At 48.6% G+C, this 24,953-nt stretch carries 20 protein-coding genes; 9 read left to right on the plus strand and 11 right to left on the minus strand.

The features are described from left to right. Window positions 1-168 precede the first annotated feature (168 nt). From DWZ03_RS17400 to DWZ03_RS17420, 5 genes are all read left to right on the plus strand, one after another. Window positions 169-1,047, plus strand: a complete 879-nt coding sequence (locus tag DWZ03_RS17400; RefSeq protein ID WP_005829777.1) for a hypothetical protein — start codon at window positions 169-171, stop codon at window positions 1,045-1,047. A 121-nt stretch (window positions 1,048-1,168) separates the two neighbouring features. Further along, window positions 1,169-2,635 carry a TolC family protein gene (locus DWZ03_RS17405; RefSeq protein ID WP_117703932.1) on the plus strand — a complete coding sequence of 489 codons (1,467 nt, stop codon included), beginning with the start codon at window positions 1,169-1,171 and terminating at the stop codon, window positions 2,633-2,635. Window positions 2,636-2,680: 45 nt separating this feature from the next. Continuing rightward, on the plus strand, window positions 2,681-3,670 hold the full coding sequence (locus DWZ03_RS17410; RefSeq protein ID WP_120130461.1) for an HlyD family secretion protein: 990 nt from the start codon (window positions 2,681-2,683) through the stop codon (window positions 3,668-3,670). Window positions 3,671-3,694: 24 nt separating this feature from the next. After that, window positions 3,695-4,876, plus strand: a complete 1,182-nt coding sequence (locus DWZ03_RS17415) for an ABC transporter permease (RefSeq protein ID WP_080650777.1) — start codon at window positions 3,695-3,697, stop codon at window positions 4,874-4,876. Then, window positions 4,876-6,114, plus strand: coding sequence for an ABC transporter permease (locus DWZ03_RS17420; RefSeq protein ID WP_005829766.1), 1,239 nt, complete (start codon window positions 4,876-4,878; stop codon window positions 6,112-6,114). The genes DWZ03_RS17415 and DWZ03_RS17420 overlap by 1 nt, the downstream gene beginning before the upstream one ends. A gap of 218 nt (window positions 6,115-6,332) precedes the next feature. Here the strand turns inward: DWZ03_RS17420 and DWZ03_RS17425 are convergent, their stop codons facing one another. After that, window positions 6,333-7,400 carry an SGNH/GDSL hydrolase family protein gene (locus DWZ03_RS17425; protein ID WP_120130462.1) on the minus strand — a complete coding sequence of 356 codons (1,068 nt, stop codon included), beginning with the start codon at window positions 7,398-7,400 and terminating at the stop codon, window positions 6,333-6,335. 146 nt (window positions 7,401-7,546) lie between these two features. Between DWZ03_RS17425 and DWZ03_RS17430 the strand changes: the two genes are divergently transcribed. Next, window positions 7,547-9,448 carry a TlpA family protein disulfide reductase gene (locus DWZ03_RS17430; RefSeq protein WP_120130463.1) on the plus strand — a complete coding sequence of 634 codons (1,902 nt, stop codon included), beginning with the start codon at window positions 7,547-7,549 and terminating at the stop codon, window positions 9,446-9,448. Between the two features lie 69 nt (window positions 9,449-9,517). On the opposite strand, the gene DWZ03_RS17435 is transcribed toward DWZ03_RS17430, so the two are convergent. Further along, complete coding sequence (locus DWZ03_RS17435) at window positions 9,518-11,056, minus strand: Gfo/Idh/MocA family protein (protein ID WP_016273132.1); 1,539 nt, start codon at window positions 11,054-11,056, stop codon at window positions 9,518-9,520. Between the two features lie 290 nt (window positions 11,057-11,346). Between DWZ03_RS17435 and DWZ03_RS17440 the strand changes: the two genes are divergently transcribed. Together DWZ03_RS17440 and DWZ03_RS17445 are read left to right on the plus strand one after the other, a co-directional pair. Next, window positions 11,347-11,709: a BlaI/MecI/CopY family transcriptional regulator gene (locus DWZ03_RS17440; RefSeq protein ID WP_005829755.1), complete on the plus strand. Its 363-nt coding sequence runs from the start codon at window positions 11,347-11,349 to the stop codon at window positions 11,707-11,709. A 2-nt stretch (window positions 11,710-11,711) separates the two neighbouring features. Continuing rightward, a complete protein-coding gene (locus DWZ03_RS17445) occupies window positions 11,712-13,532 on the plus strand; it encodes a M56 family metallopeptidase (RefSeq protein WP_005829752.1) in 1,821 nt (606 codons plus the stop codon). 92 nt (window positions 13,533-13,624) lie between these two features. On the opposite strand, the gene DWZ03_RS17450 is transcribed toward DWZ03_RS17445, so the two are convergent. The 9 genes from DWZ03_RS17450 to DWZ03_RS17490 form a co-directional block, all read right to left on the minus strand. After that, window positions 13,625-14,725, minus strand: a complete 1,101-nt coding sequence (locus DWZ03_RS17450; protein ID WP_005829749.1) for an Mrp/NBP35 family ATP-binding protein — start codon at window positions 14,723-14,725, stop codon at window positions 13,625-13,627. 74 nt (window positions 14,726-14,799) lie between these two features. Further along, the gene (gene trmB / locus DWZ03_RS17455; protein ID WP_009037846.1) at window positions 14,800-15,558 is read right to left on the minus strand and encodes a tRNA (guanosine(46)-N7)-methyltransferase TrmB; all 759 of its coding nucleotides are present in this window, start codon (window positions 15,556-15,558) and stop codon (window positions 14,800-14,802) included. Window positions 15,559-15,739: 181 nt separating this feature from the next. Continuing rightward, window positions 15,740-16,759 (minus strand): branched-chain amino acid aminotransferase, encoded by a 1,020-nt coding sequence (locus DWZ03_RS17460; RefSeq protein ID WP_005833410.1) that lies wholly within the window; start codon window positions 16,757-16,759, stop codon window positions 15,740-15,742. A 53-nt stretch (window positions 16,760-16,812) separates the two neighbouring features. After that, window positions 16,813-17,028, minus strand: coding sequence for an exodeoxyribonuclease VII small subunit (gene xseB, locus DWZ03_RS17465; RefSeq protein ID WP_005829741.1), 216 nt, complete (start codon window positions 17,026-17,028; stop codon window positions 16,813-16,815). A gap of 12 nt (window positions 17,029-17,040) precedes the next feature. After that, window positions 17,041-17,439, minus strand: a complete 399-nt coding sequence (locus DWZ03_RS17470) for a lipocalin family protein (protein WP_120130464.1) — start codon at window positions 17,437-17,439, stop codon at window positions 17,041-17,043. A gap of 73 nt (window positions 17,440-17,512) precedes the next feature. Further along, on the minus strand, window positions 17,513-18,745 hold the full coding sequence (gene xseA, locus DWZ03_RS17475) for an exodeoxyribonuclease VII large subunit (RefSeq protein WP_057087128.1): 1,233 nt from the start codon (window positions 18,743-18,745) through the stop codon (window positions 17,513-17,515). Window positions 18,746-18,749: 4 nt separating this feature from the next. Continuing rightward, window positions 18,750-20,120, minus strand: coding sequence for a S8 family peptidase (locus DWZ03_RS17480; protein WP_373153406.1), 1,371 nt, complete (start codon window positions 20,118-20,120; stop codon window positions 18,750-18,752). Window positions 20,121-20,140: 20 nt separating this feature from the next. Beyond that, window positions 20,141-21,208: a tRNA 2-thiouridine(34) synthase MnmA gene (gene mnmA / locus DWZ03_RS17485; RefSeq protein ID WP_016273142.1), complete on the minus strand. Its 1,068-nt coding sequence runs from the start codon at window positions 21,206-21,208 to the stop codon at window positions 20,141-20,143. Between the two features lie 98 nt (window positions 21,209-21,306). Further along, a complete protein-coding gene (locus DWZ03_RS17490; protein WP_229122445.1) occupies window positions 21,307-23,589 on the minus strand; it encodes an exo-alpha-sialidase in 2,283 nt (760 codons plus the stop codon). 287 nt (window positions 23,590-23,876) lie between these two features. Between DWZ03_RS17490 and DWZ03_RS17495 the strand changes: the two genes are divergently transcribed. Further along, a complete protein-coding gene (locus DWZ03_RS17495; protein ID WP_117600792.1) occupies window positions 23,877-24,932 on the plus strand; it encodes a porin in 1,056 nt (351 codons plus the stop codon). Window positions 24,933-24,953: the final 21 nt, after the last annotated feature.

Here is a 24,953-nt window from a genome sequence, read left to right on the forward strand (position 1 = left end):
CGTAATTAGAGAAATATTTCCGTAATAATTTTAGTTAAATACACATTTAGCCAATGATTAGTGGACGATGATTAATGATTAATGATTAATTTTGCGGACGATTAATGAATGTAGGACGAATAATCAGCCACCAACCATTAATCACTTAACCATTAATCATTATCAAAAATGGCAGTTAAGAAGAATACACTTCTCATCGTGGCAGGCAGCCTCCTTATCTTATTATTAATAGGAGTTACCATTCTGCTGATTTCCGAAAAGCAAACCAACAAGGAACTGGTGATGGAATTCAATCTGGATAAAGAAGACCTTGAAAATCAATACACAGACTTCGCCAGACAATATGACGAACTGAAGTTGACAGTCTCCAACGACTCCCTCTCCGTACTCTTAGAGCAGGAACAATTGAAGACCCAACGTTTATTGGAAGAACTCCGCACCGTGAAGAGCAGCAATGCCACCGAGATACGCCGTCTGAAGAAGGAACTGGCCTCTCTCCGCAAAGTCATGATAGGCTATATCAACCAGATTGACTCGCTGAACCGCCTGACTGCTCAACAGAAGGAAATCATAGCCGATGTCACCAAGAAGTACAACGCCGCTTCCCGGCAAATCAGCAACTTGTCCGAAGAGAAGAAGAACCTTACCAAGACCGTGACACTTGCCGCCCAACTGGACGCCACCAACATCTCTGTGCAGCCCACAAACAAACGCGGCAAGACTGCCAAGAAGGTGAAAGACATCGTGAAGTTCAAAATAAACTTCTCCATCGTGAAAAACATCACTGCAGAGACCGGCGAACGTACCCTCTACATCCGCATCACCAAACCGGACAATGACGTGCTGACCAAAAGTTCCTCGAACACCTTCCCATACGAGAACCGGGAACTGGTATATTCCATCAAGAAGTATATAGAATACAACGGAGAAGAGCAAGCCGTCACCGTATATTGGGATGTAGAAGAATACCTCTATGCAGGCACCTACCGCGTAGACATTTTTGCTGACGGTACCCTTATCGGTTCGCAATCATTCAGCTTGAATTAATACAAAAAAATCTAAATTATTTTGCAATATCATTGAAAGCCTATACATTTGCATCGTTGTTTATGCAATTATTGTTGCTGTATAAACAACAGATTCATCACCTTAATTAATGTATAGCCCAATGAAAAAGTTCTTCTGTTTCATCTGTTTGGCATACCTATCCTTCCCCATGAAGGCCCAGGAAGCATTAAGCTTGGATAGTTGCCGTGCATTGGCAATCTCCAACAACAAAGAACTGCTGATAAGCCAGGAAAAAATCAACGCCGCCCACTATCAAAGGAAAGCGGCATTTACTAATTACCTTCCCAACATTTCGGCCAGCGGCGGATATATGCGCAGTCAAAAAGAGTTGTCCATCCTCAGCGACGCTCAGAAAGGAGCCTTGTCCGGTTTGGGTACAAGTCTCAGCGGACCGTTACAGCAGGCTGCCCAAGTCATCGTACAGCTTCATCCAGAACTGGCAGGCCAATTGCCGGCTTTAGGACAAAGCCTGGTAGGTGCCCTCGACGGTGCAGGCCAATCCTTGGTTGACGCCTTTCGTACAGACACCCGCAATATGTATGCGGGCGCACTGACCTTGACCCAACCCCTATATATGGGCGGCAAGATACGTGCCTACAACAAAATTACCAAATACGCCGAAGAGCTGGCCCGCCAGCAGCACAACACCGGTATGCAGGAAGTAATCCTGAGTACAGACCAGGCATATTGGCAGGTAGTGTCCCTTGCCCATAAAAAGAAGCTGGCAGAAGGTTATCTGAAACTACTGCAGAAGCTCGACAGCGACGTTGACAAAATGATTGCCGAAGGCGTTGCCACCAAAGCAGACGGACTCTCCATCAAAGTAAAAGTGAATGAGGCCGAAATGACCCTGACCAAAGTAACCGATGGCCTGAGCCTTGCCCGGATGCTGCTGTGCCAATTGTGTGGTCTCGACCTTTCCACTCCCGTCATGCTCACAGACGAACAGAAGGAAGACCTGGCTCCCACTACTCCGGAAAACGGTGCCATCGACATCAACAATGTTTATGCTACCCGTCCCGAAGTGCGTAGCCTGGAACTTGCCACGCAGATTTATAAGCAGAAAGTAAATGTCACCCGTTCGGAATATCTTCCTTCCATAGCACTAATGGGCAGCTATATGGCAACCAACCCTTCCGTCTTCAACAGTTTTGAGAAGAAGTTCAAGGGGATGTGGAATGTGGGTGTCATGGTGTCGGTACCCATCTGGCACTGGGGCGAAGGCATCTATAAAGTAAAAGCAGCCAAATCGGAAGCACGCATCGCCCAATACCAGTTGGATGACGCCAAAGAAAAGATAGAGCTGCAGGTCAACCAGTCGGCTTTCCAAGTGAACGAAGCTGCCAAGAAACTGACCATGGCCGAAAAGAACCTGGAAAAAGCCAACGAGAACCTGAGATACGCCACACTTGGCTTTGAGGAAGGCGTTATACCTGCCAGCAATGTGCTCGAAGCGCACACCGCATGGCTTTCTGCCCAATCGGAAAAGATAGACGCACAGATTGACGTAAAACTGACGGAAATCTATCTGAGAAAGGCAACGGGGGAATTGACAATTGATAATTGATAGTTTCTTCAATCGTAAATAGTAAACAGTCAAATAGTAAATAATATGTTGGATACAAAATCACAAAACAGTAACATGTTGTTGGCATTCCTCACGCTGACGGGAGTGATTGCCATCGTTGCCCTTGTAGGTTTCTTCATGTTGCGTAAAGGGCCGGAAATTGTGCAAGGACAAGCAGAAGTAACGGAGTATCGAGTATCGAGCAAAGTGCCGGGACGTATTCTGGAATTTCGTGTAAAAGAGGGACAAAGCGTACAAGCCGGAGACACCCTTGCCATTTTGGAGGCTCCGGACGTGCAGGCCAAACTGGAACAAGCACGCGCCGCCGAATCGGCAGCCCAAGCCCAGAACGAAAAAGCTCTGAAAGGCGCCCGTCGGGAACAGATACAAGCTGCCTATGAAATGTGGCAAAAGGCACTGGCCGGACTGGAGATTGCCGAAAAATCCTACACGCGTGTGAAGAACCTGCACGACCAAGGCGTGATGTCTACACAAAAGCTTGACGAAGTTACCGCCCAACGCAATGCAGCCCGGGCTACAGAGAAAGCCGCCAAAGCCCAGTATGATATGGCCAAGAACGGTGCGGAACGCGAAGACAAAGCCGCTGCCGCTGCCTTGGTGGAACGCGCCAAAGGAGCTGTGGCCGAAGTTGAATCGTACATCAAGGAAACTTACCTGATTGCACAGACTGCCGGTGAGGTATCCGAGATATTCCCAAAAGTAGGCGAGCTCGTGGGCACGGGTGCTCCCATTATGAACATCGCCATTCTGGACGATATGTGGGTAACCTTCAATGTACGCGAGGACTTGCTGCAAGGGTTGGGTATGAATACCGAATTCGAGGCGTTCATCCCTGCACTCAATAAGAATATCCGCCTGAAAGTGTACTATATGAAAGACCTCGGCACATATGCCGCCTGGAAAGCGACCAAGACTACCGGCCAGTTCGACCTGAAAACATTCGAAGTAAAAGCCGCTCCGCAAGAGAAGGTGGAAGGACTGCGTCCGGGAATGAGTGTTGTATTGAAGAAGTAAAGGAGTTATGAGTTATTGGAGAGGATGATGGAAAGAAATAAGAAACATACGGCTTTGTGGAATGTAGCAAGACGCGAATGCCGCCGTCTTGTTTCCCGCCCGCTCTATCTGTTCTGTATGGTGATAGCACCGTTGTTCTGCTACATATTCTTCACCACGCTGATGGACTCCGGGCTTCCTACGGACATGCCCGTAGGTGTGGTGGACCAAGACATGAGTGCCACTTCACGCCAGCTGATACGTAACTTGGACGCTTTTGAGCAGACAGCCGTCGTCGCCCGCTACCCTACCGTCAACGAAGCCCGTACCGCCATGCAGCGCGGAGAGATTTACGGTTTCTTCTACATTCCCGAAGGTACCTCTGCCAAAGCGCAGGCCGGACGGCAGCCCAAACTCTCTTTCTATACAAACAATACCCTGCTCATCGCAGGTTCACTCCTCTTCAAGGACATGAAGATGATGAGCGAATTGGCATCCGGTGCCGCAGCACGTAGCACCCTATATGCCAAAGGAGCTACCGAGGAACAAGCGATGGCCTTCCTCCAACCCATCGTCATAGATACGCATCCACTCAATAACCCGTGGCTGAACTACTCCGTATATCTGTGCAACACCTTTGCACCGGGCGTATTGATGCTGCTTATCTTCATGGTAACCGTCTATTCCATCGGAGTCGAGATAAAAGACCGCACCGCCCGCGAATGGCTGCGCATGGGCAACAACTCCATCTGGATTTCCCTTGCCGGCAAACTGCTGCCGCATACCGCCATCTTCTTCCTGATGGGAATATTATATAATGTATACCTCTACGGTTTCCTCCATTTTCCCTGCAACAGCGGCATCCTGCCGATGCTGCTTGCCACCCTTTGCCTGGTGCTGGCATCGCAAGGCATGGGAATATTGATGATAGGAACCCTGCCTACCCTGCGTCTGGGACTCAGTTTCGCTTCCCTATGGGGCGTACTCTCTTTCTCCATGTGCGGATTGTCATTCCCTGCCATGGGCATGCACCCCGTATTGCAGGCATTGGCAAATCTGTTCCCCCTGCGCCACTATTTCCTGATTTATGTGGACCAGGCACTGAATGGATACCCCATGATTTACTCGTGGGTCAACTACGTAGCGCTGCTTATTTTCATGATGCTCCCGTTCCTTATAGCCCATAGGCTGAAAGGAGCGTTGGTTTACTATAAATACATGCCCTAATGAAAGACCTGACGTTCAGACAGAAAGTGATACAAGGCATTCATGACTTGTTCTATATATGGAAACGGGAATTCGGCACCACCTTCCGCGACCAGGGCGTGCTCATCTTCTTCGTGCTCGTTCCGTTGGTCTATCCGTTGATATACGCTTTCATCTATACCAACGAAACTATCCACGAAGTGCCCACTGTCGTGGTGGATGACTCACGCTCCTCGTTGAGCCGCGAATACCTGCGGAAAGTGGACTCCAGTCCCGAAGTGAGCCTCGTGAGCTACTGCGCTGATATGGAAGAAGCCAAACTGATGTTGAAGGACCGCAGGGCATACGGTATTATCTACATCCCCTCCACCTTCAGCGACGACATTGTACGCGGTAAGCAGACGCAGGTCAGCATCTTCTGCGACATGAGCGGACTGCTGTATTACAAAGCCTTGCTGACTGCCAACACCAACGTGTCGCTCGCCATGAACGCAGACATCAAAGTGGAGCGAAGCGCCAATACCACCGACCGCCAGGACGAAATTACCGCCTACCCGATAGAGTATGAGGATGTCGCCCTCTATAATCCGACCAACGGATTTGCCGCTTTCCTGATTCCGGCAGTATTGGTATTGATTATCCAGCAAACGCTGCTACTCGGCATCGGCTTGTCTGCCGGGACGGCACGCGAGCAGAACCGCTTCCGCGACCTGGTGCCTATCAACCGCCACTACAACGGCACACTACGCATTGTGATGGGAAAAGGGCTGAGCTACTTCATGGTATATTCACTGGTATCGGTATATATACTGTGTGTGGTTCCATGGCTTTTCAGCCTCAACCAAATAGCGATACCCGGTGTCCTGACTCTGTTCACCCTGCCCTACCTGGCCGCTTGTATTTTCTTTGCCATGACAGCATCCATTGCCATCCGCAACCGCGAAACGTGCATGCTGCTGTTCGTGTTCACCTCCGTGCCGCTGCTGTTCCTCTCCGGCATTTCATGGCCGGGAGCTGCTATGCCCGCTTTCTGGAAGTACTTCTCGTACATCTTCCCTTCTACCTTCGGCATCAACGGCTACGTACGCATCAACAGCATGGGAGCCACACTCAATGAAGTCTCTTTCGAGTACCAAGCACTATGGATACAAACGGGCTTCTACTTCATCACCACGTGCCTGGTATATCGCTGGCAGATATTGCAGAGCAGGAAACATGTGATTGAAGAGTATAAGAAGCATAAGAGTATAGAAGCGTAACACATTGTTCCAAGCCTACGAAACAAAGTGTTCACATGCGTTTGAACACTTTGTTTCAGCGTATCAGAACAATTTGTTCCAATATATAAAAACAGTTTGTTCACCATATTGAAACAGTCTGTTCCCTTATAGGAAACAGACTGTTTTGTTAAAGGAAACAAATAGTTGCCCTACAGCATCGGCAAGGCAGCAAACAGACAAACGGTTGTAATACCTAATTACGGTCGCATGTGTTTCTCCAATATCGGGTAAAGTATCTCAGCATACCTCATAAAGCCCAAATCGGTAAAATGAATGCCGTCTACTGTAGCCTCCCCGTCGTGGCCGATGATGTCACGGGAAGCAAGGAAATAGATGTTTTTCTCTCCACGTTGCTTCAAAGAACGGAAAAAGGCATTCAATGTCTCATTCTTGCCCTTTACCTCCTTGGCAATCCTGGTGTCAAAAGGAGAGTGGGTAAAGAGAGGGTCTTCCACGAAAAGGACAGGCGTATCGGGATGCTTGCTGCGGATGATGGTATAGAATTTGTCAGCACGCTCCTTCATCTGCTCTACAGTGGCATTGGGTACGAAGTCAAGGACAAACATGGAAGCATCTACGCCAGCTATGACATCAGCAATCTCCAAATCGAGCAAGGCATTGCCACTAAAGCCCAGATTGATACACTCGCGATTGAGCCAACGTTCCAGAATATTGGTATGTGCCATACCCGGACGAGAAGCACAACCACCCTGCAAGATACTGGTACCATAGAACACCACCGGTTTCTCGCGTTGCGGCAAGTCCACTGCCGGTTGAGTAATCTCGGCAAGAGAATCCACTCCGATAGAAAGTGAAGTAACCCCGTCATATAAAGAAAGGTACAAGAGATATTCACGCTCCTCAGGCAACATATTGCTTACAATAGTTGCCTTGTTGACTTTGCCCTGCGGACGCCCGCTACCGGCAAATATCCACTTGCCGTCTTGCAAGCAGTAGAGGTCGAGGCCTTTAATGCCGGTCGGTGTCATGTGGTTCATACTCATATTGTTCCTTACTTCCCATTTGGCGGAAATGCTTGTAGAGTTGGAACGGAAGCGCACGGCGAGTCCGGCACTGTTGCGGCCTAAGTCCCACAATGGCTTGCGGGAGATGTTCTGCAGAGAGTCCGGCAGACGCTCATAGCGGGTAAGGGTAGATTCTGTTGCTTTGCCCAGAAGGGGGAAGGTGGAAGCATCATGATAAACAGTCTGGGCATTGGCAACAGCGGCCAACAACAAGCCCATCAGAAGAATTCGGATTCTCATATGACAAGATATTAAGTGTTAAGTATTATGTGGCAAAGATACAAGGTTTCTTTGAAAAATGGAGAAATAGGAGCATTTTACATCAATTAACTCCCACATGCTTGTTTCTTTACGAAACATTCGTAATTTCGCAAAAAACAATTCATATGAGACACATCCATTTCATCTTAGCAGGCTTCCTACTGTGTATCTGCTGTACCCTGCAAGCCAAAAACCGAGTGATTGACCAACCACCGTTTATCGTAAGAAACACGACTTCCATCGAAGTGAGTAAAGTAGTCATCAGTGACACGGCAACCGTGCTCCATATCTATGCTAAGTACCGTCCCAAGAACTGGATACAGATTGCACCCGACAGCTACTTGACAGACAATAACGGAGAAACCTACCAACTGCGTTCCGGCATAGGCATCACACCAGGCAAGGAATTCTGGATGCCCGAATCGGGCGAAGCGGAATTCCAACTGGTCTTTCCTCCCCTATCCGACAATGCTACCTCCTTCGACTTCACCGAAGGCGAAAAGGTGGAAAACGGATTCAGCATCTGGGGAATACAACTGAAAAGCAAGAAACTGCCGGAACTGGCACTTCCCCAGAACGCCGTAGTGCACAAAGCCGACCCTAATGCCGAACTTCCCGAACCGGCCATCCAATACGGAAAAGCCATGCTGAAAGGAAAACTCCTGGATTCACGCCCCAATATGGGAATGCCAATCAGTATTGCCGTGTGGGAGAATATCAAAGGAGACATCACGGACATACCACTCGACATCCAGCCTGACGGCAGTTTCACCAAAGAAGTAACGTTGCCCGGCACTACCCCATGTACCATGTATCTGGGCAGAGAACATATGCTCCAATTCTTCATGGAACCGGGCAAGACAACAGAAATATACGTCAATCTACGCGAAGCTTCCCGACGCAAATCTAAATTCCACAGCGAGGGGAAACCCTATGGAGAAATGGTATACATCAACGGGCCGCTGGAAACCGTGGCACAAGAGTTGAACGGAAACCACCTCAGCATCGACATGCAAGACAAGCTCTATCAAAACATAGCTGCACTGGCTGGCAAGGATATTGATGCAGCCAAAGCATACGTACTTCAAATATCCGACGAAACACAAGAAGCAATAGACAAGTTGCCTTATAGTGCTTCTACCCGACAACTTTTGACTATCAATAACAAACTGATTACAAATGCCATGCTGTCTTCCGTTGCCAGCATCTTGACATCGGCTGCCCTACACGCCAATCTCATCAAACGGGAGGAAGCAAACAACTACTATCAGGAACTTGCCCGGAAAGTACCCGCCAACTACGTGTCCGACGAAGATATGAGTATATTGAATGTGCCGCAGGCAGTCTTGTCCAACCAGTATGTACAAATGGCTTCAAGGAATGTCGAACGGAGTGGAGAATTGGCCAAAGCCTGGGGAACCGACAAAGGTATCTTCTTCGATATAGCCCGTAATGTCACCCTCTACCGGGGTATCAAGAACTTCACCCCGCTCACCGACGAGCAAAAGGCCACCGTTGCCGCCATGCCCGCCGCATACCGTGAAATGCTGACTGCCGCCAATGACGAACTGCTGGCACAACTCGAAGCCAACAAGAAAAAGACGGGCTACACCATCAACCAAGTGGACACCAACGTCAGCAACGAAGATTTGTTCACTTCTATCATCAGCAAATTCAAAGGAAAAGTATTGTTAGTAGATTTCTGGGCCACTTGGTGCGGTCCATGCCGTATGGCAAACAAGACGATGACCCCCATGAAGGAGGAACTGAAAGACAAGGATATCCTATATCTGTACATCACCGGCGAAACCTCCCCCTTGAAGACCTGGGAGAATATGATTCCCGACATCCACGGCGAACATTTCCGTCTGACAGATGCCCAATGGAAATACCTATCGGATGCATTCAAGATAGAAGGGGTACCGACTTATCTGATTGTAGACCGCGAAGGAAACACCACGTTCAGACAAACCGGCTTTCCGGGAGTAGAGAAGATGAAGGAAGAGTTGCTGAAAGTGACTAAATGACAAACTGATAAAACAAAAAAACAGCAGGCTTATCACCTGCTGTTTTTTTGTTTTATCAGTATACCGCTATTACTTTTCAGCCCATTCCTTGGCTCCCTGCTCTTTCAGTTTAGCAGTAAATGCCTTTGCCTTCTCCATAGCAGCCGCTTCCTCTTCCGGAGTTGCATATGCATGCTTGTAGCCCTTCACCACATTCCATTCACCACGGGTGAAATCGGGGAATGCCACAGCCGCACAACCGTTGTCCATAGAAAGTTCTCCCAATTCTGCAAGGCAGCACCACTCAGCAAGGTCGTATACATCCATATCCAAAGGAAGACCGTTTTGCAGGCAATATACCAGACGGCTGTCCATCACGAAGTCCATGCCACCATGACCTCCTACTTCCTTCGCCATCTCACCGTACTTCTTCAAAATGGGATGCTGGTATTTCTCCACGAGTGTCTCCATCTCCGTCTCCGGCAGGAAACCATGTGAATTCAAATCATCCACTTTGGGCTGAACGCCCGATGCACTCAGCTGGTCAGCGTCAAGCGCATACCCTTCTACCGGATATTTGTTGGCGAATCCCTTGATACCCGTAAGCTGATACAAACGGTTATAAGGCTGTGGTGTCATTACATTGTGCTGAATCTCAATCACCTTTCCATTGGCTGTACGAATCATGGTCGTGGTATGGTCACCGTTACGGAATTCCTTGCACTCCTCGCCGGTTCTTTTTTCTACCAGCTCCTTGCCCACTACAGACTTGGTATCCATGGCTACCAACGTTTCCATACGGTCACCACGGTGAATATCCAGTGCTTGCGCCACCGGGCCAAGGCCATGGGTGGCATACACGTCACCACGATGCTTCATGTTGTAGTCCAAACGCCAGCCCAGCTTGTCATTTTCTCCATTCTTCCAATAATGGTCCCAAAACGGGCTCAAATTATGTATATAAGCACCCTGCGCACGGATAACTTCACCGAACACGCCATGCTGCGCCATGTTCAGCGTATTCATCTCGAACCAGTCATAGCAGCAGTTCTCCAGAATGAAGCAATGCTTACGGGTAGATTCACTCAAGTTAATCAAATCCCAGCATTCCTGCAGATTCATGGCCGAAGGCACTTCTATCGCTACATTCTTTCCATTCTCCAACGCACACTTGGCAACGGGGAAGTGATGCAGCCAGTCTGCAGCAATATAAACCAAATCTATATCATCACGTTTGCAGAGTTCCTCGTATCCTTTGTCACCGGAATAGACGGCGGCCTTGGGCATGGATGCCTTCTTCAAGAGCTCCTGACATTTATCTGCACGGGCCTCTTCATAATCACAAAGAGCCACTACCTGCGTACCCGGAATATAAGTGAAACGCTCCACTGCTCCGGGGCCACGCATACCCAAACCAACAAAACCCACACGGACTGCCTCCAACTTCGGAGTAGTCAGTCCCAATACACTCTTCTGTCCTGCCGGACGCTCGGGAGTTTTGACAACAATGGTACCATTCTGCCATTCCCATTGAGTTCCCTTCTCTGTGGTTTGCACAGTAGAAGTCTGGCTTGTGCATGCACCCAATACGAAGCACATTCCCAGCAACAACGATTTAACTGTTCCCATATTTCTGCTTTATTTAAGGTAAAAGAATTCATTGCAACAAAGACAGCGCAAACCGAATGCAGAATAAAATGAACCCGTTCATTTTATTCTGCTGAGGTGCCGCCAGTCTTCGCTTCTTCTGCAAAGATAGACAATCTTAGCCAAAAGAAGATTATCAACAGCCATGTTCTTTTCAATCTGGCAAAAGAATATACACACAGCAGGAACATTTAGATTAATTAACTCACTGTTTGATGTTTACTTACGAAATATTCGTAGATTTGCATTGAATTCATTTAAATACTTTATCCATGGAAAAGTTAACGATACAAGAAGAAGAAGCAATGTTGTACATTTGGGAACTGGGCAGTTGCTTCGTAAAAGACATTGTTGCCAAATATCCCAAACCGGCGCCTCCCTACACAACTGTAGCATCTATTGTGAAAAACCTGGAGCGCAAGCAGTATATCCGTGCCGCACGTGTAGGCAACACTTACCAGTATACCCCGCTTATACGCGAAAGCGAATACAAACGTACCTTTATGAGCGGTTTTGTGCGCAACTACTTTGAAAATTCTTATAAGGAAATGGTTTCGTTCTTCGCCAAAGACCAGAAGATTTCGGCCAATGACCTGAAAGACATTATAGACATGATAGAGAAAGGAAAGGAGTAAACATGTTAGCCTATTTTCTGAAAGTGAATGTAGCGATAGTACTGTTTTATGCATTCTATCGGCTGTTCTTCTACAAAGACACGTTTTTCGGCTGGCGCAGAACCGCACTGCTCTGCTTCTTTGCCGTTTCTGCCGCCGTACCTCTGCTGAACATACAAACGTGGATTACGGAGCAGGAACCGATGGTGGCCATGGCAGACCTCTATGCTAGCGTTGTGCTACCGGAACTCACAATAGGCACCGAAGCGGCTCCTACCGACTGGAAAAGCATCCTTTCAGAATATGCCAATATCGCCTATTGGGGAATAGTGGCATTGCTGATGATACGCCTCATCATGCAACTGGCGGGCATCATCCACCTGGCATGCCGATGCCGCAAGGTACAAATAGGCAACACAAATATACATCTGCTTCCCAAAGCAGACGGGCCTTTCTCCTTTTTCCACTGGATTTTTATCCATCCGTCCTCGCATACGGAAGAGGAATTCAACGAAATATTGACCCATGAGCAGACACACGCCCGGCAATGGCACTCCATTGATGTCATCATCAGTGAACTGGTGTGCATTTTTTGCTGGTGCAATCCCTTTGCCTGGCTCATGAAACGGGAAATCCGCACCAATCTGGAATATATGGCCGATGCCCGCGTATTGGAGAACGGCTATGACTCCAAAACCTACCAGTACCATCTGCTAGGATTGTCACATCAAAAGGCTGCAGCAACTATCTATAACAGTTTCAATGTTTTACCTTTAAAAAAACGCATCAAAATGATGAACAAAAAGAGAACAAAAGAAATAGGAAGGACCAAATATCTGATGTTCCTTCCTTTAGCGGCCTTACTTATGATTGTCAGCAATATCGAAGCAGTGGCACGTACCACAAAGAAGATTGCAGCGGAAGTCATAGAGGCTGTAGACGCCAAAACCGGACAAGCGGTACCGGAAGTTCAAGCCCCTCAAGTAGCTCCCCTACCGGAACAAGATACGAAAACAGTGACTTACAAAGGAAAGGTAGTGGATAAGGATACTCTCGACAATCCGATTTTTGAGGTAGTGGAACACATGCCCGAATTCCCCGACGGAGGCATGTCTGCACTAATGGAATACTTGAGCAAGAACATCAAATATCCGGAAGCAGCCATGAAGAAAGGTACGCAAGGACGGGCTACCGTGCAATTTGTAGTGGAGAAGGATGGCAGTATTACCAATGTAAAAATACTGCGCGGCATTGACCCGGAATTGAATAAAGAAGCCGTACGCGTAATCAGTGCCATGCCCAAATGGAAACCCGGCACACAAAAAGGAGAAGCCGTGCGGGTAAAATATACAGTTCCCGTGATGTTCCGTCTGACGGAAAACAATACACAGGTTAAGTATGCTCCCATTGAAAGCAAAATAGATGAAATGGTGGTAGTGGGTTATGCTCCCGAAGAGGCAACCTACCCGGAGGAAGTAACCGTTTTCGAAGTCGTAGAAAAAATGCCGGAATATCCCGGCGGCATGTCCGCAATGATGGAATTCATCGGCAAAAATATCAAATATCCGGTAGCCGCACAAAAAGCTAAGATTCAGGGAAGAGTGGTCATACAGTTTATAGTGGATAAAGAAGGGAACATCATCTGCCCCAGAGTAATCCGTGGTGCCGACCCACTGCTAGACGCTGAAGCAATCCGTCTGACTACTATCATGCCCAAGTGGAAGCCCGGCATGCAAAGAGGACAAGCTGTAAACGTAAAATATACAGTCCCCATCATGTTCCGTCTGCAAGAACCGGAGAAAAGCCCTGCTGTCCAGAATGCCACTGTTACTCCAACTAAATAAACTAATTTTCTCTCTAAACAAGTCTAAATGAAAAAGGAGCAGTTACCCGTCGCCGGGTAACTGCTCCTTTTTCATAAGGAAAATATCCATGTTTATTTATGCACTTCCACAATCCGTGTCGGCGCCATTTCCATATTTCTGCGGTCTACCTGACGGACTACGGCAGCAGCCAGTTGCAGGAAAGCGCGCCCGGTCACCGTATTCTCATCCAAAGCAACCGGAGTCCCCTTATCACCGCTCTCGCAGATACTCTGCACGATAGGAATTTGTCCCAGCAAGGGTACGTTCATTTTCTCAGCCAGTCTCTTTGCGCCTTCTTTCCCAAAGATATAATACTTGTTTTCCGGCAATTCGGCAGGCGTGAACCAAGCCATGTTCTCCACCAAACCGAGAATGGGCACATTCACCTTATCATTGGTAAACATATTGATGCCTTTGCGGGCATCTGCCAGCGCCACAGCCTGCGGCGTGCTAACAACGATAGCTCCTGTCAGTGCCAAAGTCTGCACCACTGTCAAGTGAATGTCGCTCGTTCCGGGAGGAAGGTCGATAAGGAAATAATCCAGTTCTCCCCAATCGGCATCACCAATCAGCTGCTTCAAGGCATTGCTTGCCATACCTCCCCGCCACAAAGTGGCCTGGTCGGGGTCTACAAAGAAACCGATGGAAAGCAACTTGATGCCATACTTCTCTATCGGAACAATCAAGTCACGTCCACCAATGTTCTCTGCCACCGGACGGGCATCTTCCACTTGGAACATCTTTGGAACAGAAGGCCCGAAGATATCAGCATCCAGCAGACCTACTTTATAACCCAACTTTGCCAAAGACACGGCAAGGTTGGCAGCAACCGTGGACTTACCTACCCCACCTTTTCCGGAAGACACTCCGATAACATTCTTCACCTGGGGTAATAGCTTACCCACTTCCGGACGTGCCGCCTGACGGCTTTCAGTCGTAATCACAACCTCCACCTCGGGAGAGACATACGTATGTATAGCTGTCTCGGCAGCCTTCACCATTGACTTCATGAACGGATCAGTCGGTTTCTCGAATGTCAACGAGAAGCTGACCTTCATCCCGTCAATCCGCATGTTATCGGCCACCATCTCAGCCTCAACAAGATTCTTTCCGGTGCCGGGATAACGCACTGTTGCCAATGCATCAAGGATTAATTTTGGATATAATGTCATTGTATGTACTATTTGACGATTTACTATTTACTATTTTTATGCGAATCAGTAGTATTTTTAACCACTGATTCGCATCATTTACTGGTTTGTAGTCCACTACGCTTACTACGGTTATAACTGCGGTACTCATCCAGCTCTATCTCCACATCCGGCTCCTGCAACTCGCCCTCTTGCGGAAGATGGAACTTGATGTACTTGATATTCAAACCACGATCCAGCCATTGTTGTTCATAATAGGTCTTGATGCTGAGTATCTCATCAGCCATGCCGGAGTGGTACAAGTCTTCCGTCATCACATCCACCGGCAGCCGGTTTCTTTCAATCATGTACCGGGTATAGGTAAACATGAAGTTGCTGTCCGTCTTCAGATGGACTATGCCGTCATTCTTCAGGAACTTGCGGTAGCGCTCCATGAAATAAGTGGAAGTAAGCCTTTTGGTCGCCTTCTTCATCTGCGGGTCCGAGAAAGTGAGCCAGATTTCGCTCACCTCATCTGTAGCAAAAAAGCGGTCGATGATTTCGATATTCGTACGCAGAAAGGCCACATTCTTCATGCCCGACTCCAGCGACTCGGTGGCTCCCGTCCACATGCGGGCACCCTTTATATCCACTCCGATGAAGTTCTTTTCGGGAAACATGCGTCCCAATCCGACAGTATATTCTCCCCTACCACAGCCCAGTTCCAGGACAATGGGATGGTCGTTCTTGAAAAACCGCCCGTGCCAGTTCCCTTTCATGTCAAACGGCACATTATCCACCGCGGAATACGGATACTCGAAAACATGCGGATAACTCGCCATATCGGCAAACTTCTCTAACTTATTTTTTCCCATAATTACTTGGTCCTATATATATTATGCAGTGCCCCGAAAACAGAAGTGCACACAGATGACACAGATTAGACAGATTTCACAGATTATTTTTTTCTCTTTATCTGTGGTCATCCGTTTAATCTGTGTCATCTGTGTGCCATCTTGGTTTCGGGAAACTTTCACGGCACAAGAGAATCTCTAATTATTCAACGATAGTCACCCAGCCATGAGTATCGGGTTCATCGCCATACTGGATGGCACGCAGCTTGTTGTAGAGCTTCGTACATACCGGTCCCGGTTTTCCATCCTTGGAGATAACGTATGACTTGCCGTTCTCTACGTCGTCAATACGTTCGATGGGGCTGATAACGGCAGCCGTACCGCAGGCACCCGCTTCCTCGAAAGTCAGCAACTCTTCTTCGGGAACCGGACGGCGCTCCACCTTCATGCCCATATCCTCTGCCAGCTGCATCAGGCTCTTGTTGGTGATGGAGGGCAGGATGGAAGTGGACTTCGGAGTGATATACGTATTGTCCTTGATGCCGAAGAAGTTGGCAGCACCACATTCGTCCATGTATTTCTTTTCCTTGGCATCCAGATAGAACTCACAGGCATAACCCAAATCGTGCGCTTTCTTGTTGGCACGCAAGCTGGCTGCATAGTTACCACCTACTTTATAAATACCGGTACCCAATGGGGCAGCACGGTCGAATTCGCGGATAATGACATACGGATTGGTTGAGAATCCACCCTTAAAGTAAGGACCTACCGGGGTCACGAACACCACAAACAGATATTCGCTGGCAGGATGTACGCCTACTTGTGCACCGGTACCCACCAGCAACGGACGGATATACAGAGAAGCACCCGATTCATAAGGCGGAATGAAACGCTCGTTCAGCTTCACCACCTTCAGAATAGCTTCTTTGAAACGCTCCGTAGAAAGTTCCGGCATCAAGATGCCACGGCAAGTGGATTGCAGGCGGGCTGCATTCTCCTCCAAACGGAAGATACGCACTTTACCGTCTTTGCCACGAAAAGCCTTCAAACCCTCAAACGCTTCCTGACCGTAGTGCAAACAAGTGGCAGCCATGTGCATAGGAATGGTTTCCTCACTGCAAACTTCCAGTTCGCCCCATTGTTCGTTACGATAGTAAATTCTCACATTGTAATCTGTCTTCATATATCCGAACGGCAGATTAGCCCAATCAAGTTCTTTCATATCTCAAAGTATTAGTTACTTCTATTACGTACATTTTGCAACAAAAATAGCTTTTATTCTTCAGATTCCCACTTCTCCGACAGTAATTTTTCAATTTCCTTGTCAGCTTTGGTCAATTTATCGCTGCAAAATGCTATAATTCCGTTTGCTTCCTTTATTTTTTCAGCAAGCACATCTATCTCCAGTTCGTTGTTGTCTATCTGGCTGACAATTTTCTCCAAACGTGCCATGGCTTCGGAGTAGGTCTCTTTTTTCTTGGTTACCGGCATAATTGAAATTAATTAATCGTTGTACTTCTCAAGCCGTTTGTCAGAATTCCCGTCTTTGGGCGATGCGTTCTCCCACTTCATATCCTTGGACGTCAGTTTCAAAATATGATATTGTTCAGTATAATGTCCCTCTTTATCATACAACGTAATCAATTTTTCATCAAGACTTATGATATAAGTTCCACGAAAAGGGACTCCGTTAGATAACGGGCTTCCGGTATAAACTTCATAGGTCTTGTCTGCATTAAACGTATAGCAGGTCACAAAATCGTCCTGCAGGACTGGTTCTTTCACAATCCACTTACCTACCAGTTGAGGAATTTCGACCTTATCATCCTCATCCGTACATGAAATAAAACTAAATGTCATACTTATCAGTATCAGCATAAAAAACAAATTTTGTGTTTTCATCTTTGTTCATTTTAAATGATTTAAGCAATATTCATAAAATACAGAGATTTGCAAAACACTGCATGAATAAGAGTTAAATATGTACTATTGAAACCACTTCACCATTCTGCAGACGGGTTGTTATCATATCATTCTCCTGCAGTTCATCTGCATTCTTCACTACTTTCCCATCTTTCAACGTAATGCTGTAACCGCGAGCCAACAACTTTTCCGGTGAAGCATCTGCCAATCGTTGTTGCAACAATTCCAGGCGATGGCGATGGCGGAACAAAGAGGAAGTCACAGCCTGCATCACATCTTTCCGCACAGTCAGCAAAGCCATTTTTGCATCAGATATACGATGGTATGCGGCAGAAGGAATCCGGTTCTTGTAACCAGAGAGTCTGCGCTGTTCCTGCTGCAACAGATTCTTGACACCCTCATGCAAGCGGGAAGCAAGCATTTCCAGTTCATCAGCAGCGCTGTCCATGGACTCTATTAAGAATTCGGCAGCCGCCGTAGGGGTCTTTACACGGGTATGTGCCACAGAATCCAGCACCGTGTCATCCCGCTCGTGACCGATGCCCGTTATGATAGGCAACGGAAACTGTGCACAAGCAGCAGCAAGCAGGTAAGTATCGAAACCGGATAAGTCGGACGTGGCGCCTCCACCACGAATAATGACAACCACATCAAACTCGGACAAGCGTGCATTTACCCGGTCGAGAGCAGAGAGGACAGACTCCTCCACACGGTCACCCTGCATCAGGGCAGGAAACAGTTCCGTATAAAAGTAGAAACCCCGGGAGTTGTTTTCCAGCTGATGACAGAAGTCACCATAGCCCGCCGCCGTCGGTGAGGATATGACGGCAATACGTTGCGGCAGGCGGGGCATATCCAGTTCTTTATTAAGAGTGAGTACTCCCTCCTCCTCGAGCTGCCTCAATATTTCCCTACGACGACGCGCCATATCGCCCAACGTATAAGTGGGATCTATGTCCTGCACCGTCAGACTGTATCCATAAAGTTCGTGGAAACTGACAGTGACCTGAACCAGCACTTTGATGCCCGAAACAAATGCCTGCCCCGTAGCCTCCTCAAAATAGGGTTTCAGCAGCCGAAACACATTTGCCCAGATGGTACCTCTCGCCTTAGCTATCAGACTATTGCTGCGGGGATCTTTCTGCACAAATTCCAGATAGCAATGCCCCGTGCTATTGGTACGCACATCACTCAACTCCGCCTGCACCCAACACTCGTCAGGAAGGCATTGTTCCAGACTGCGGCGCACAAGGGCGTTGAGCTCATACAAAGACAACGATTCCATATGGCTATCTTTTGAGCAGATAATCCTGATATGCTTTCCACATATCGGGCACACCATAACCGTATATATTATCGGGATAATCTTTACGGTCACCGGAGCGGCGTACCAGTTCTATCACCTCTTTAGCCGTAAGTTCAGGGCAAGCCTGCCACAAGCAAGTCACCATGCCACACATGATAGGAGAAGAAAACGACGTACCGTTTGCCTTACCCTGGTTACCATCCGTACGTATGACATCAGCCCCCAAGCCGACAGCCACCACATCCGGTTTTATCCGGTGGTCCGCCGTATTCCCGATAGATGAGAAAGGAGCCAGTACGGCTTCCTTGTCAATAGCGCCCACGGTCAGCACGTTCTCCGCATCTCCCGGAGGTGTGATTTTCTTCCACGAACCCATACCGGAATTGCCGGCACTGCACACCAGCACCATTCCTTTGTCCGCAACGTGTGAAGCCTGACGGGACATCAGTGCATGGCGTCCGTCCAAATCACGGAACCTATAATCTTTCGACTTGTCGTCAAAAGTGTAATATCCCAATGAAGTATTGAGTACATCCACCCCTACACTATCGGCAAACTCCACCGCTGCAGACCAATAGTCCTGCTCGACCAAATGCTCGGAATACTCGTCTTCGCTACGCAGCAACCAGAAAGAAGCCTCAGGCGCCGTACCGGTCATAATGCCGGGCTGGTTCATGCCGATGCAGGACAGTACCATCATGCCATGACTGCTCTCTGCAAAGATGTCTGCCTGCTGATTTACAAAATCTTTGGTTCCCAACACCCGGATGTTCTGCATGGCGGTTATCTTATCGGCATTATGAAAACCGGCATCGATAACTGCAATCGTCATGCCCTGCCCCTTGAACCCTTCCTGGTGCAATTTATCACCATTACTCATCTGTATCTGGCTAACGGCAAGTCCATAGATACTGTCAGGATGTACACTCGGCTGGTTAATCAAAGAATCGCGTCCGGTAGACATCATCGGACTGTCACCTTTGGGAGCTATCCAGACTTTTTCCGTAGCGCAGACAAAAGGTAGTGCGGCAATACGGTCTATCAAGGTAGAGTCATTGCAAGATACCGTGACGAAGTTCTCCCATTTACCGGTAACCACAACATTTACGCCCTGATGGCGAATTTCGTCCACGTACTTGCGGCACACCGGCAAGTCGGTAGAATCTATCGGCAGGTTCTGCTTATGCCGACGGGCAATCGCCTTTTCAGAAAGAAACGCTTCCGGGTGTTCCAAGGAATACGTGGTGGCAGCCTTATCCTTCAGGCTGATGCGATACTTCAATGTATCTTGTTGTGCCGATGCTCCTGCCGCAAGCAGGACAAAGGCGGAAAGGAGTAGAAGTCTTTTCACAATTATAAACTAAAAATTAAAAATTAAAGGAACATCCCGATGCCTCTTTGGGAAGCGATAAAGGAACCGCCCACTACCCTTCGGCCTATATAGAATACGGCAGACTGTCCCGGAGCTATGGCAGAGGCTTCCGTCTGGAAGTGTACCAGCAGACGACCGTCCTCCAGGCGCTTCACGTCGCAAGGAATCGGTTTACTGCGGTAACGGATACGTACGGTTAGCTCCTTGCTTTCAAAAAACTCTCCCTCATCCACCAAATTCTCATGTTCGGCAAGCATATATCCCGTCTTCAGCTGTTCGGCGTCTCCCAGCATCACCGTATTCTTCTGAGGATTGATTTTCAAGACGTAGGCAGGTTTGCCCAAGGCTATTTCGAGTCCCTTGCGCTGCCCGATGGTGTAATAGGGAAAGCCTTTGTGTTCACCCAGCTTAACGCCTTCCGAATTGACAAACCATCCCGGTCCCACCTCGCGGTCTATCTCCGGAGAGTGTTCGCGCAGGAAATCACGGTAATCACCTTTAATGAAGCAGACCTCCATGCTCTCGCCTTCTTCCGCCTTGACGGTATAACCTTTGTCGCGGAGGTATTCGCGGACTTGCTGCTTGGTATAGGTGCCTAAGGGGAAGATACAACGCTTCAGCAACTCCTGCCCCAGTCTCCACAAAAAGTAGGACTGGTCTTTCTTGTCATCATCCCCGGCTATGATATAAACCTTACCGTTCCGTTCCTCCAGACGGGTGTAATGTCCGGTAGCAATATAGGCACACCCCAGCTTGTCTGCCCACTCCGCAAGAATACGGAACTTGAACAGCGGATTACACATCACACAAGGGTTCGGAGTCCGACCCTGACAATATTCATCTATAAAATTCTGTACGATTATCTGTCGGAAGGCTTCGCGCTCATCTGCCACATGATGTTCAATCCCCATGCTGTCTGCCAGTTGGCGAGCTTCTACCGGTTCGTCTCCCCACACCCACATGGTGAGACCGACTATCTCATAGCCCTGCTCCTTCAACATCAGGCAAGTGGCAGTACTGTCTATACCACCGCTCATACCGACCAATACTCGCTTTTCAGGTGTACTCATATCAGAAACCAATGAATTAGTCTGCAAAAATACATGATTTCGAGCAGAAGATAGAGAAAAGGCATGCCTTTTTAGCATGCCTTCACATAAAGAACTTGTCAATCGGAAGAGGGCACTCCCGTCACAATCCCCCGTCCATGTGTCCCTATATAGATCCTGCCATACTCCTGCATATCCCCACAGATATGCAGAACCAACCCGTATTGATGAGCATCATCGTTAATACGCACCCAGGAAACGGCAGCATCGTCTGAGCGGAAAAAGCCGTACTGACCGTTGACAACGCCAATCAGATAAAGGGCCGGATAGTTACTGCCCGGCTTTGCCTTGCCAAACCCGAAGGCATAGATAGTACGGACTTTGTCCAGCGCACGAAAATCAAATCCCGTACGGGTAGTGGAATGGTACAGGCCATCGTAAGCGGCAATCCACAAATCTCCCTCACGACCGGGAGTCGAATAAATACGGTCTTGCCCTCCGCGCGGGTCACCCCTGCGATTCGTCAGAGAGGCATTGCCCCGCCGGAGTGTTTTTACAGCCAGTTGCAGAGTATCGGTATGGAAGGTCGCCCCGCCATCTTCGCTGCTGTATAGAAGTCCGGCAACAGCATCCACGGCATAAAAACGTTTGGGATTCACTTTGTCGGCTATGACACGGATATTCTCCGGCAGGCCTTGACAAGACATCCACGAATTCCCTTTGTCGCGGGTCAGAAAAGCGGTGGAACGGTCGGGTGTCCAAATCCAGGAAGAGCCGTCGGCCGAAATGGCAATATGCCCGTTGCGCGCCTTCTCTACGGGAACAGTAGCACACATGTTCCAACTCCTGCCTCCGTCTTCCGAATAGGAGATGGTGCGTGCACCCGGCTGGTGGCCGAACAAAGTTCCCACTCTGACTATCAAATCCTGCTTCAACCAGGCACCCGTCACTCCATTCGTATTACCGAAATGAGGATTGGCATGACTGCCCAACGGATCGGGCCGATTGAGGTCGAAATGCGTAAAGCCACCATAGTCACCGATACCGGAAATCAGGCGCGCGCCTTTTTCGGGAGCATAAAGTTCGAGGGGCACGGTCTCTTCAATACCGGCAGACATGATGCTCCATTTCACCGGTTCCCCGCGTTCCACGGCCGACAGGTTGAAAGTTTCCCAACCGCCGAAACCGGTGGTAAACATGGCATGTTCGGCGTCAGCAGGGTCTATCTCAATGTCGAACATCCAGTGCAGGGGCGCCACCTCTGTATAGGGAGCTTTAGAATAATCATACTCATATCCCGTCTTGAAAATCGGTTTCCAGCTTTTGCCACCGTCGGTCGTACGGAACATCTCATCACTCTTATAACCGTGTTTGCCTCCCAAGCTGTGTGTACTGGCAATCAGATGTTTCGGATTACGGGCATCCACTGATACAGCTGCATAGCCAAATCCCGCTTTTCCGCCATCGGACAGTCGGACGGGCGAAATGTCCGTCCATTTGTCTTTACGTATATCGTACTTCCAAACTCCACCGTCCTCCATCTGACTCGGACCGGGAGTATCTCCGTACGTCAATACTAATTGGCCGTCACCGGTCAAGACCATATGTGTGGGGCGATACTGCACCGGCTGTCCCCCGACCGGCCGCCAGCTTTCACCATAGTCGTGGCTCACGAACAGATTTTCCCTTCCCATCAATGAAGCCGCCACATAAATGTCACGGGTACCACGCCCATCTTGAGTACCTTGTACATCGTAGACTATGCAGACAATGCCACTACCGCGATTCCCCCATGCAGCACGGTCGGCAGGATTGAACTTCTCGGAGACATCCGGGAAAGACACCACCCGTGCCCAGCTCTGCCCCTTATCCATACTGCGCCACAAACCATGCAAACGGGTTCCCATATAAATGATATTCCCATTCTGCGGGTCCACCATCATCCGTTCCCCATTACCACGCCCGTTCTCGTTGCCGCCCATCGTAAAGGGCACATCGACACGGGCAAAGGTTCTGCCGCCATCATAAGAACAAAGTATGGCCCCATTGGAGCTACTTGTATACGTACCGCAGGCAATATACACGTTCTGCGGATTCTGCGGGTCGATGGCAATGCTCTCCACCCCCTGCAGATTACTTTCATCCAGACTTATCCAGTCCAGCAAGGGCGTCCACTGGTTGGAAGCAGCGTCCCACCGGTAGGCTCCTCCCATATCGGTGCGGCAATAACGGACACCAGGAGCTTCTGGGTGAAAAACGATACCGTCCACAAAGCCTCCTCCCACTATCGGTACGCTCTTCCATTCGTAAGAAACGGAATTCACCGGAGATATATCTTGAGCAAGCATCGGCATGCCGCCCAGTATCAAACTTATTCCTGCTAAAAACAACTGTCTTTTCATAAGCATCAGGGTTCTAAAACAAACGTTCTTGATATTTCCTTCAAAGATAAGAATATTTCATTGATATTTCAGACTGAAACATTTGTGGCAGTGCACATACAATCCTAACAACCAACGTTTTAATAAAAACAAGAAACTAAATCAAGCCATAAAAAGATTAAAACGACACCCATCGCAGTTCTTCCCTCCAACAGTTTTTTGTAACAACAATGCAACATATATGACACAAAAACACAACACGTATGTCCGAACTTTGTCGCCGACAAATCATTCGACAACAACAGATTATGAAAAAAAGTGCATTGACAGTACTGATTGCCCTGCTACCGTTGGCCGCAATTGCCCAAACGCCCTCCATCAACGAGGACGGAAAAAAGATTGAAAAGGAGAAGATGGAAACCAAAGACTACCTGCCGGAAGTCCACGGAACCATCCGCGCCAAATACGAATATCAGACCACCATGGGTGCAGGACGTTTCGAAGTACGCAATGCCCGCGTCAGCGTGACGGGTAACGTATTGCCCAGCGTAGCCTACAAAGCCGAGATAGACCTCTCCGACGAAGGTCAAATCAAGATGCTGGATGCCTACGCCCGGCTTTTCCCAACAAAAGGACTGACAGTCACCGCCGGACAAATGCGCGTCCCCTTCACCATCGACGCCCACCGCTCACCGCACCAGCAATACTTCCCCAACCGCTCGTTCATCGCCAAGCAAGTGGGCAATGTACGGGACGTGGGGTTCACAGTAGGATATACCCTGCCTACCGATGTACCTATCACTGTGGAAGGAGGACTTTTCAACGGTTCCGGACTGACTAACCAGAAAGAATGGCACAAGGAAGTGAACTACTCCGCCAAAGCCCAATTTCTCTTCACCAAAGGACTGAACCTGGCACTGAGCGTGCAGAGCATCCAGCCGGAAGAAGTACGTATGCAATCCTACGACATCGGTGCCTACTATGAAACCGGCCGTTTCCATATCGAAGGCGAATATTTGTACAAGCAATATTCCGACAACGCTTTCAAAGATGTACACGCCGTCAACACTTTCATCAACTACGACCTGCCGCTACGAAAAGTATTCAACCAAATGTCTTTCCTGCTACGCTACGACATGATGACCGACCAGAGCGACGCCAAAACCACCGATGAAGAAACCGGCAGGCTGACAGTGACCGACTACAAACGCCAACGCCTGACAGGCGGCATCACCTTCAGCCTCAGCAAAGCATTCCGCACAGACCTCCGGTTGAATTACGAGAAATACTTCTATGCCAAAAACAGCATAGCGAAGGAGTCGGAACAAGACAAAGTAGTATTGGAATTGATGGTACGCTTCTGATATTTCTTGGCTTCCCCTTGT

This window comes from Bacteroides sp. AF29-11 (assembly GCF_003602895.1).
Classification (GTDB): domain Bacteria; phylum Bacteroidota; class Bacteroidia; order Bacteroidales; family Bacteroidaceae; genus Bacteroides; species Bacteroides uniformis.

What these genes read in the sequence shown, in the direction of transcription:
- DWZ03_RS17405 (WP_117703932.1), top strand. Translation starts at nt 1,169, where the DNA reads ATGAAAAAGTTCTTCTGTTTCATCTGTTTGGCATACCTATCCTTCCCC.
- DWZ03_RS17410 (WP_120130461.1), top strand. Translation starts at nt 2,681, where the DNA reads ATGTTGGATACAAAATCACAAAACAGTAACATGTTGTTGGCATTCCTC.
- DWZ03_RS17445 (WP_005829752.1), top strand. Translation starts at nt 11,712, where the DNA reads ATGTTAGCCTATTTTCTGAAAGTGAATGTAGCGATAGTACTGTTTTAT.
- xseA (WP_057087128.1), bottom strand. Translation starts at nt 18,745, where the DNA reads ATGGAATCGTTGTCTTTGTATGAGCTCAACGCCCTTGTGCGCCGCAGT.
- DWZ03_RS17420 (WP_005829766.1), top strand. Translation starts at nt 4,876, where the DNA reads ATGAAAGACCTGACGTTCAGACAGAAAGTGATACAAGGCATTCATGAC.
- DWZ03_RS17400 (WP_005829777.1), top strand. Translation starts at nt 169, where the DNA reads ATGGCAGTTAAGAAGAATACACTTCTCATCGTGGCAGGCAGCCTCCTT.
- DWZ03_RS17490 (WP_229122445.1), bottom strand. Translation starts at nt 23,589, where the DNA reads ATGAAAAGACAGTTGTTTTTAGCAGGAATAAGTTTGATACTGGGCGGC.
- DWZ03_RS17415 (WP_080650777.1), top strand. Translation starts at nt 3,695, where the DNA reads ATGATGGAAAGAAATAAGAAACATACGGCTTTGTGGAATGTAGCAAGA.
- DWZ03_RS17430 (WP_120130463.1), top strand. Translation starts at nt 7,547, where the DNA reads ATGAGACACATCCATTTCATCTTAGCAGGCTTCCTACTGTGTATCTGC.
- xseB (WP_005829741.1), bottom strand. Translation starts at nt 17,028, where the DNA reads ATGCCGGTAACCAAGAAAAAAGAGACCTACTCCGAAGCCATGGCACGT.
- DWZ03_RS17470 (WP_120130464.1), bottom strand. Translation starts at nt 17,439, where the DNA reads ATGAAAACACAAAATTTGTTTTTTATGCTGATACTGATAAGTATGACA.
- DWZ03_RS17425 (WP_120130462.1), bottom strand. Translation starts at nt 7,400, where the DNA reads ATGAGAATCCGAATTCTTCTGATGGGCTTGTTGTTGGCCGCTGTTGCC.
- DWZ03_RS17495 (WP_117600792.1), top strand. Translation starts at nt 23,877, where the DNA reads ATGAAAAAAAGTGCATTGACAGTACTGATTGCCCTGCTACCGTTGGCC.
- DWZ03_RS17440 (WP_005829755.1), top strand. Translation starts at nt 11,347, where the DNA reads ATGGAAAAGTTAACGATACAAGAAGAAGAAGCAATGTTGTACATTTGG.
- DWZ03_RS17435 (WP_016273132.1), bottom strand. Translation starts at nt 11,056, where the DNA reads ATGGGAACAGTTAAATCGTTGTTGCTGGGAATGTGCTTCGTATTGGGT.
- mnmA (WP_016273142.1), bottom strand. Translation starts at nt 21,208, where the DNA reads ATGAGTACACCTGAAAAGCGAGTATTGGTCGGTATGAGCGGTGGTATA.
- DWZ03_RS17460 (WP_005833410.1), bottom strand. Translation starts at nt 16,759, where the DNA reads ATGAAAGAACTTGATTGGGCTAATCTGCCGTTCGGATATATGAAGACA.
- trmB (WP_009037846.1), bottom strand. Translation starts at nt 15,558, where the DNA reads ATGGGAAAAAATAAGTTAGAGAAGTTTGCCGATATGGCGAGTTATCCG.
- DWZ03_RS17450 (WP_005829749.1), bottom strand. Translation starts at nt 14,725, where the DNA reads ATGACATTATATCCAAAATTAATCCTTGATGCATTGGCAACAGTGCGT.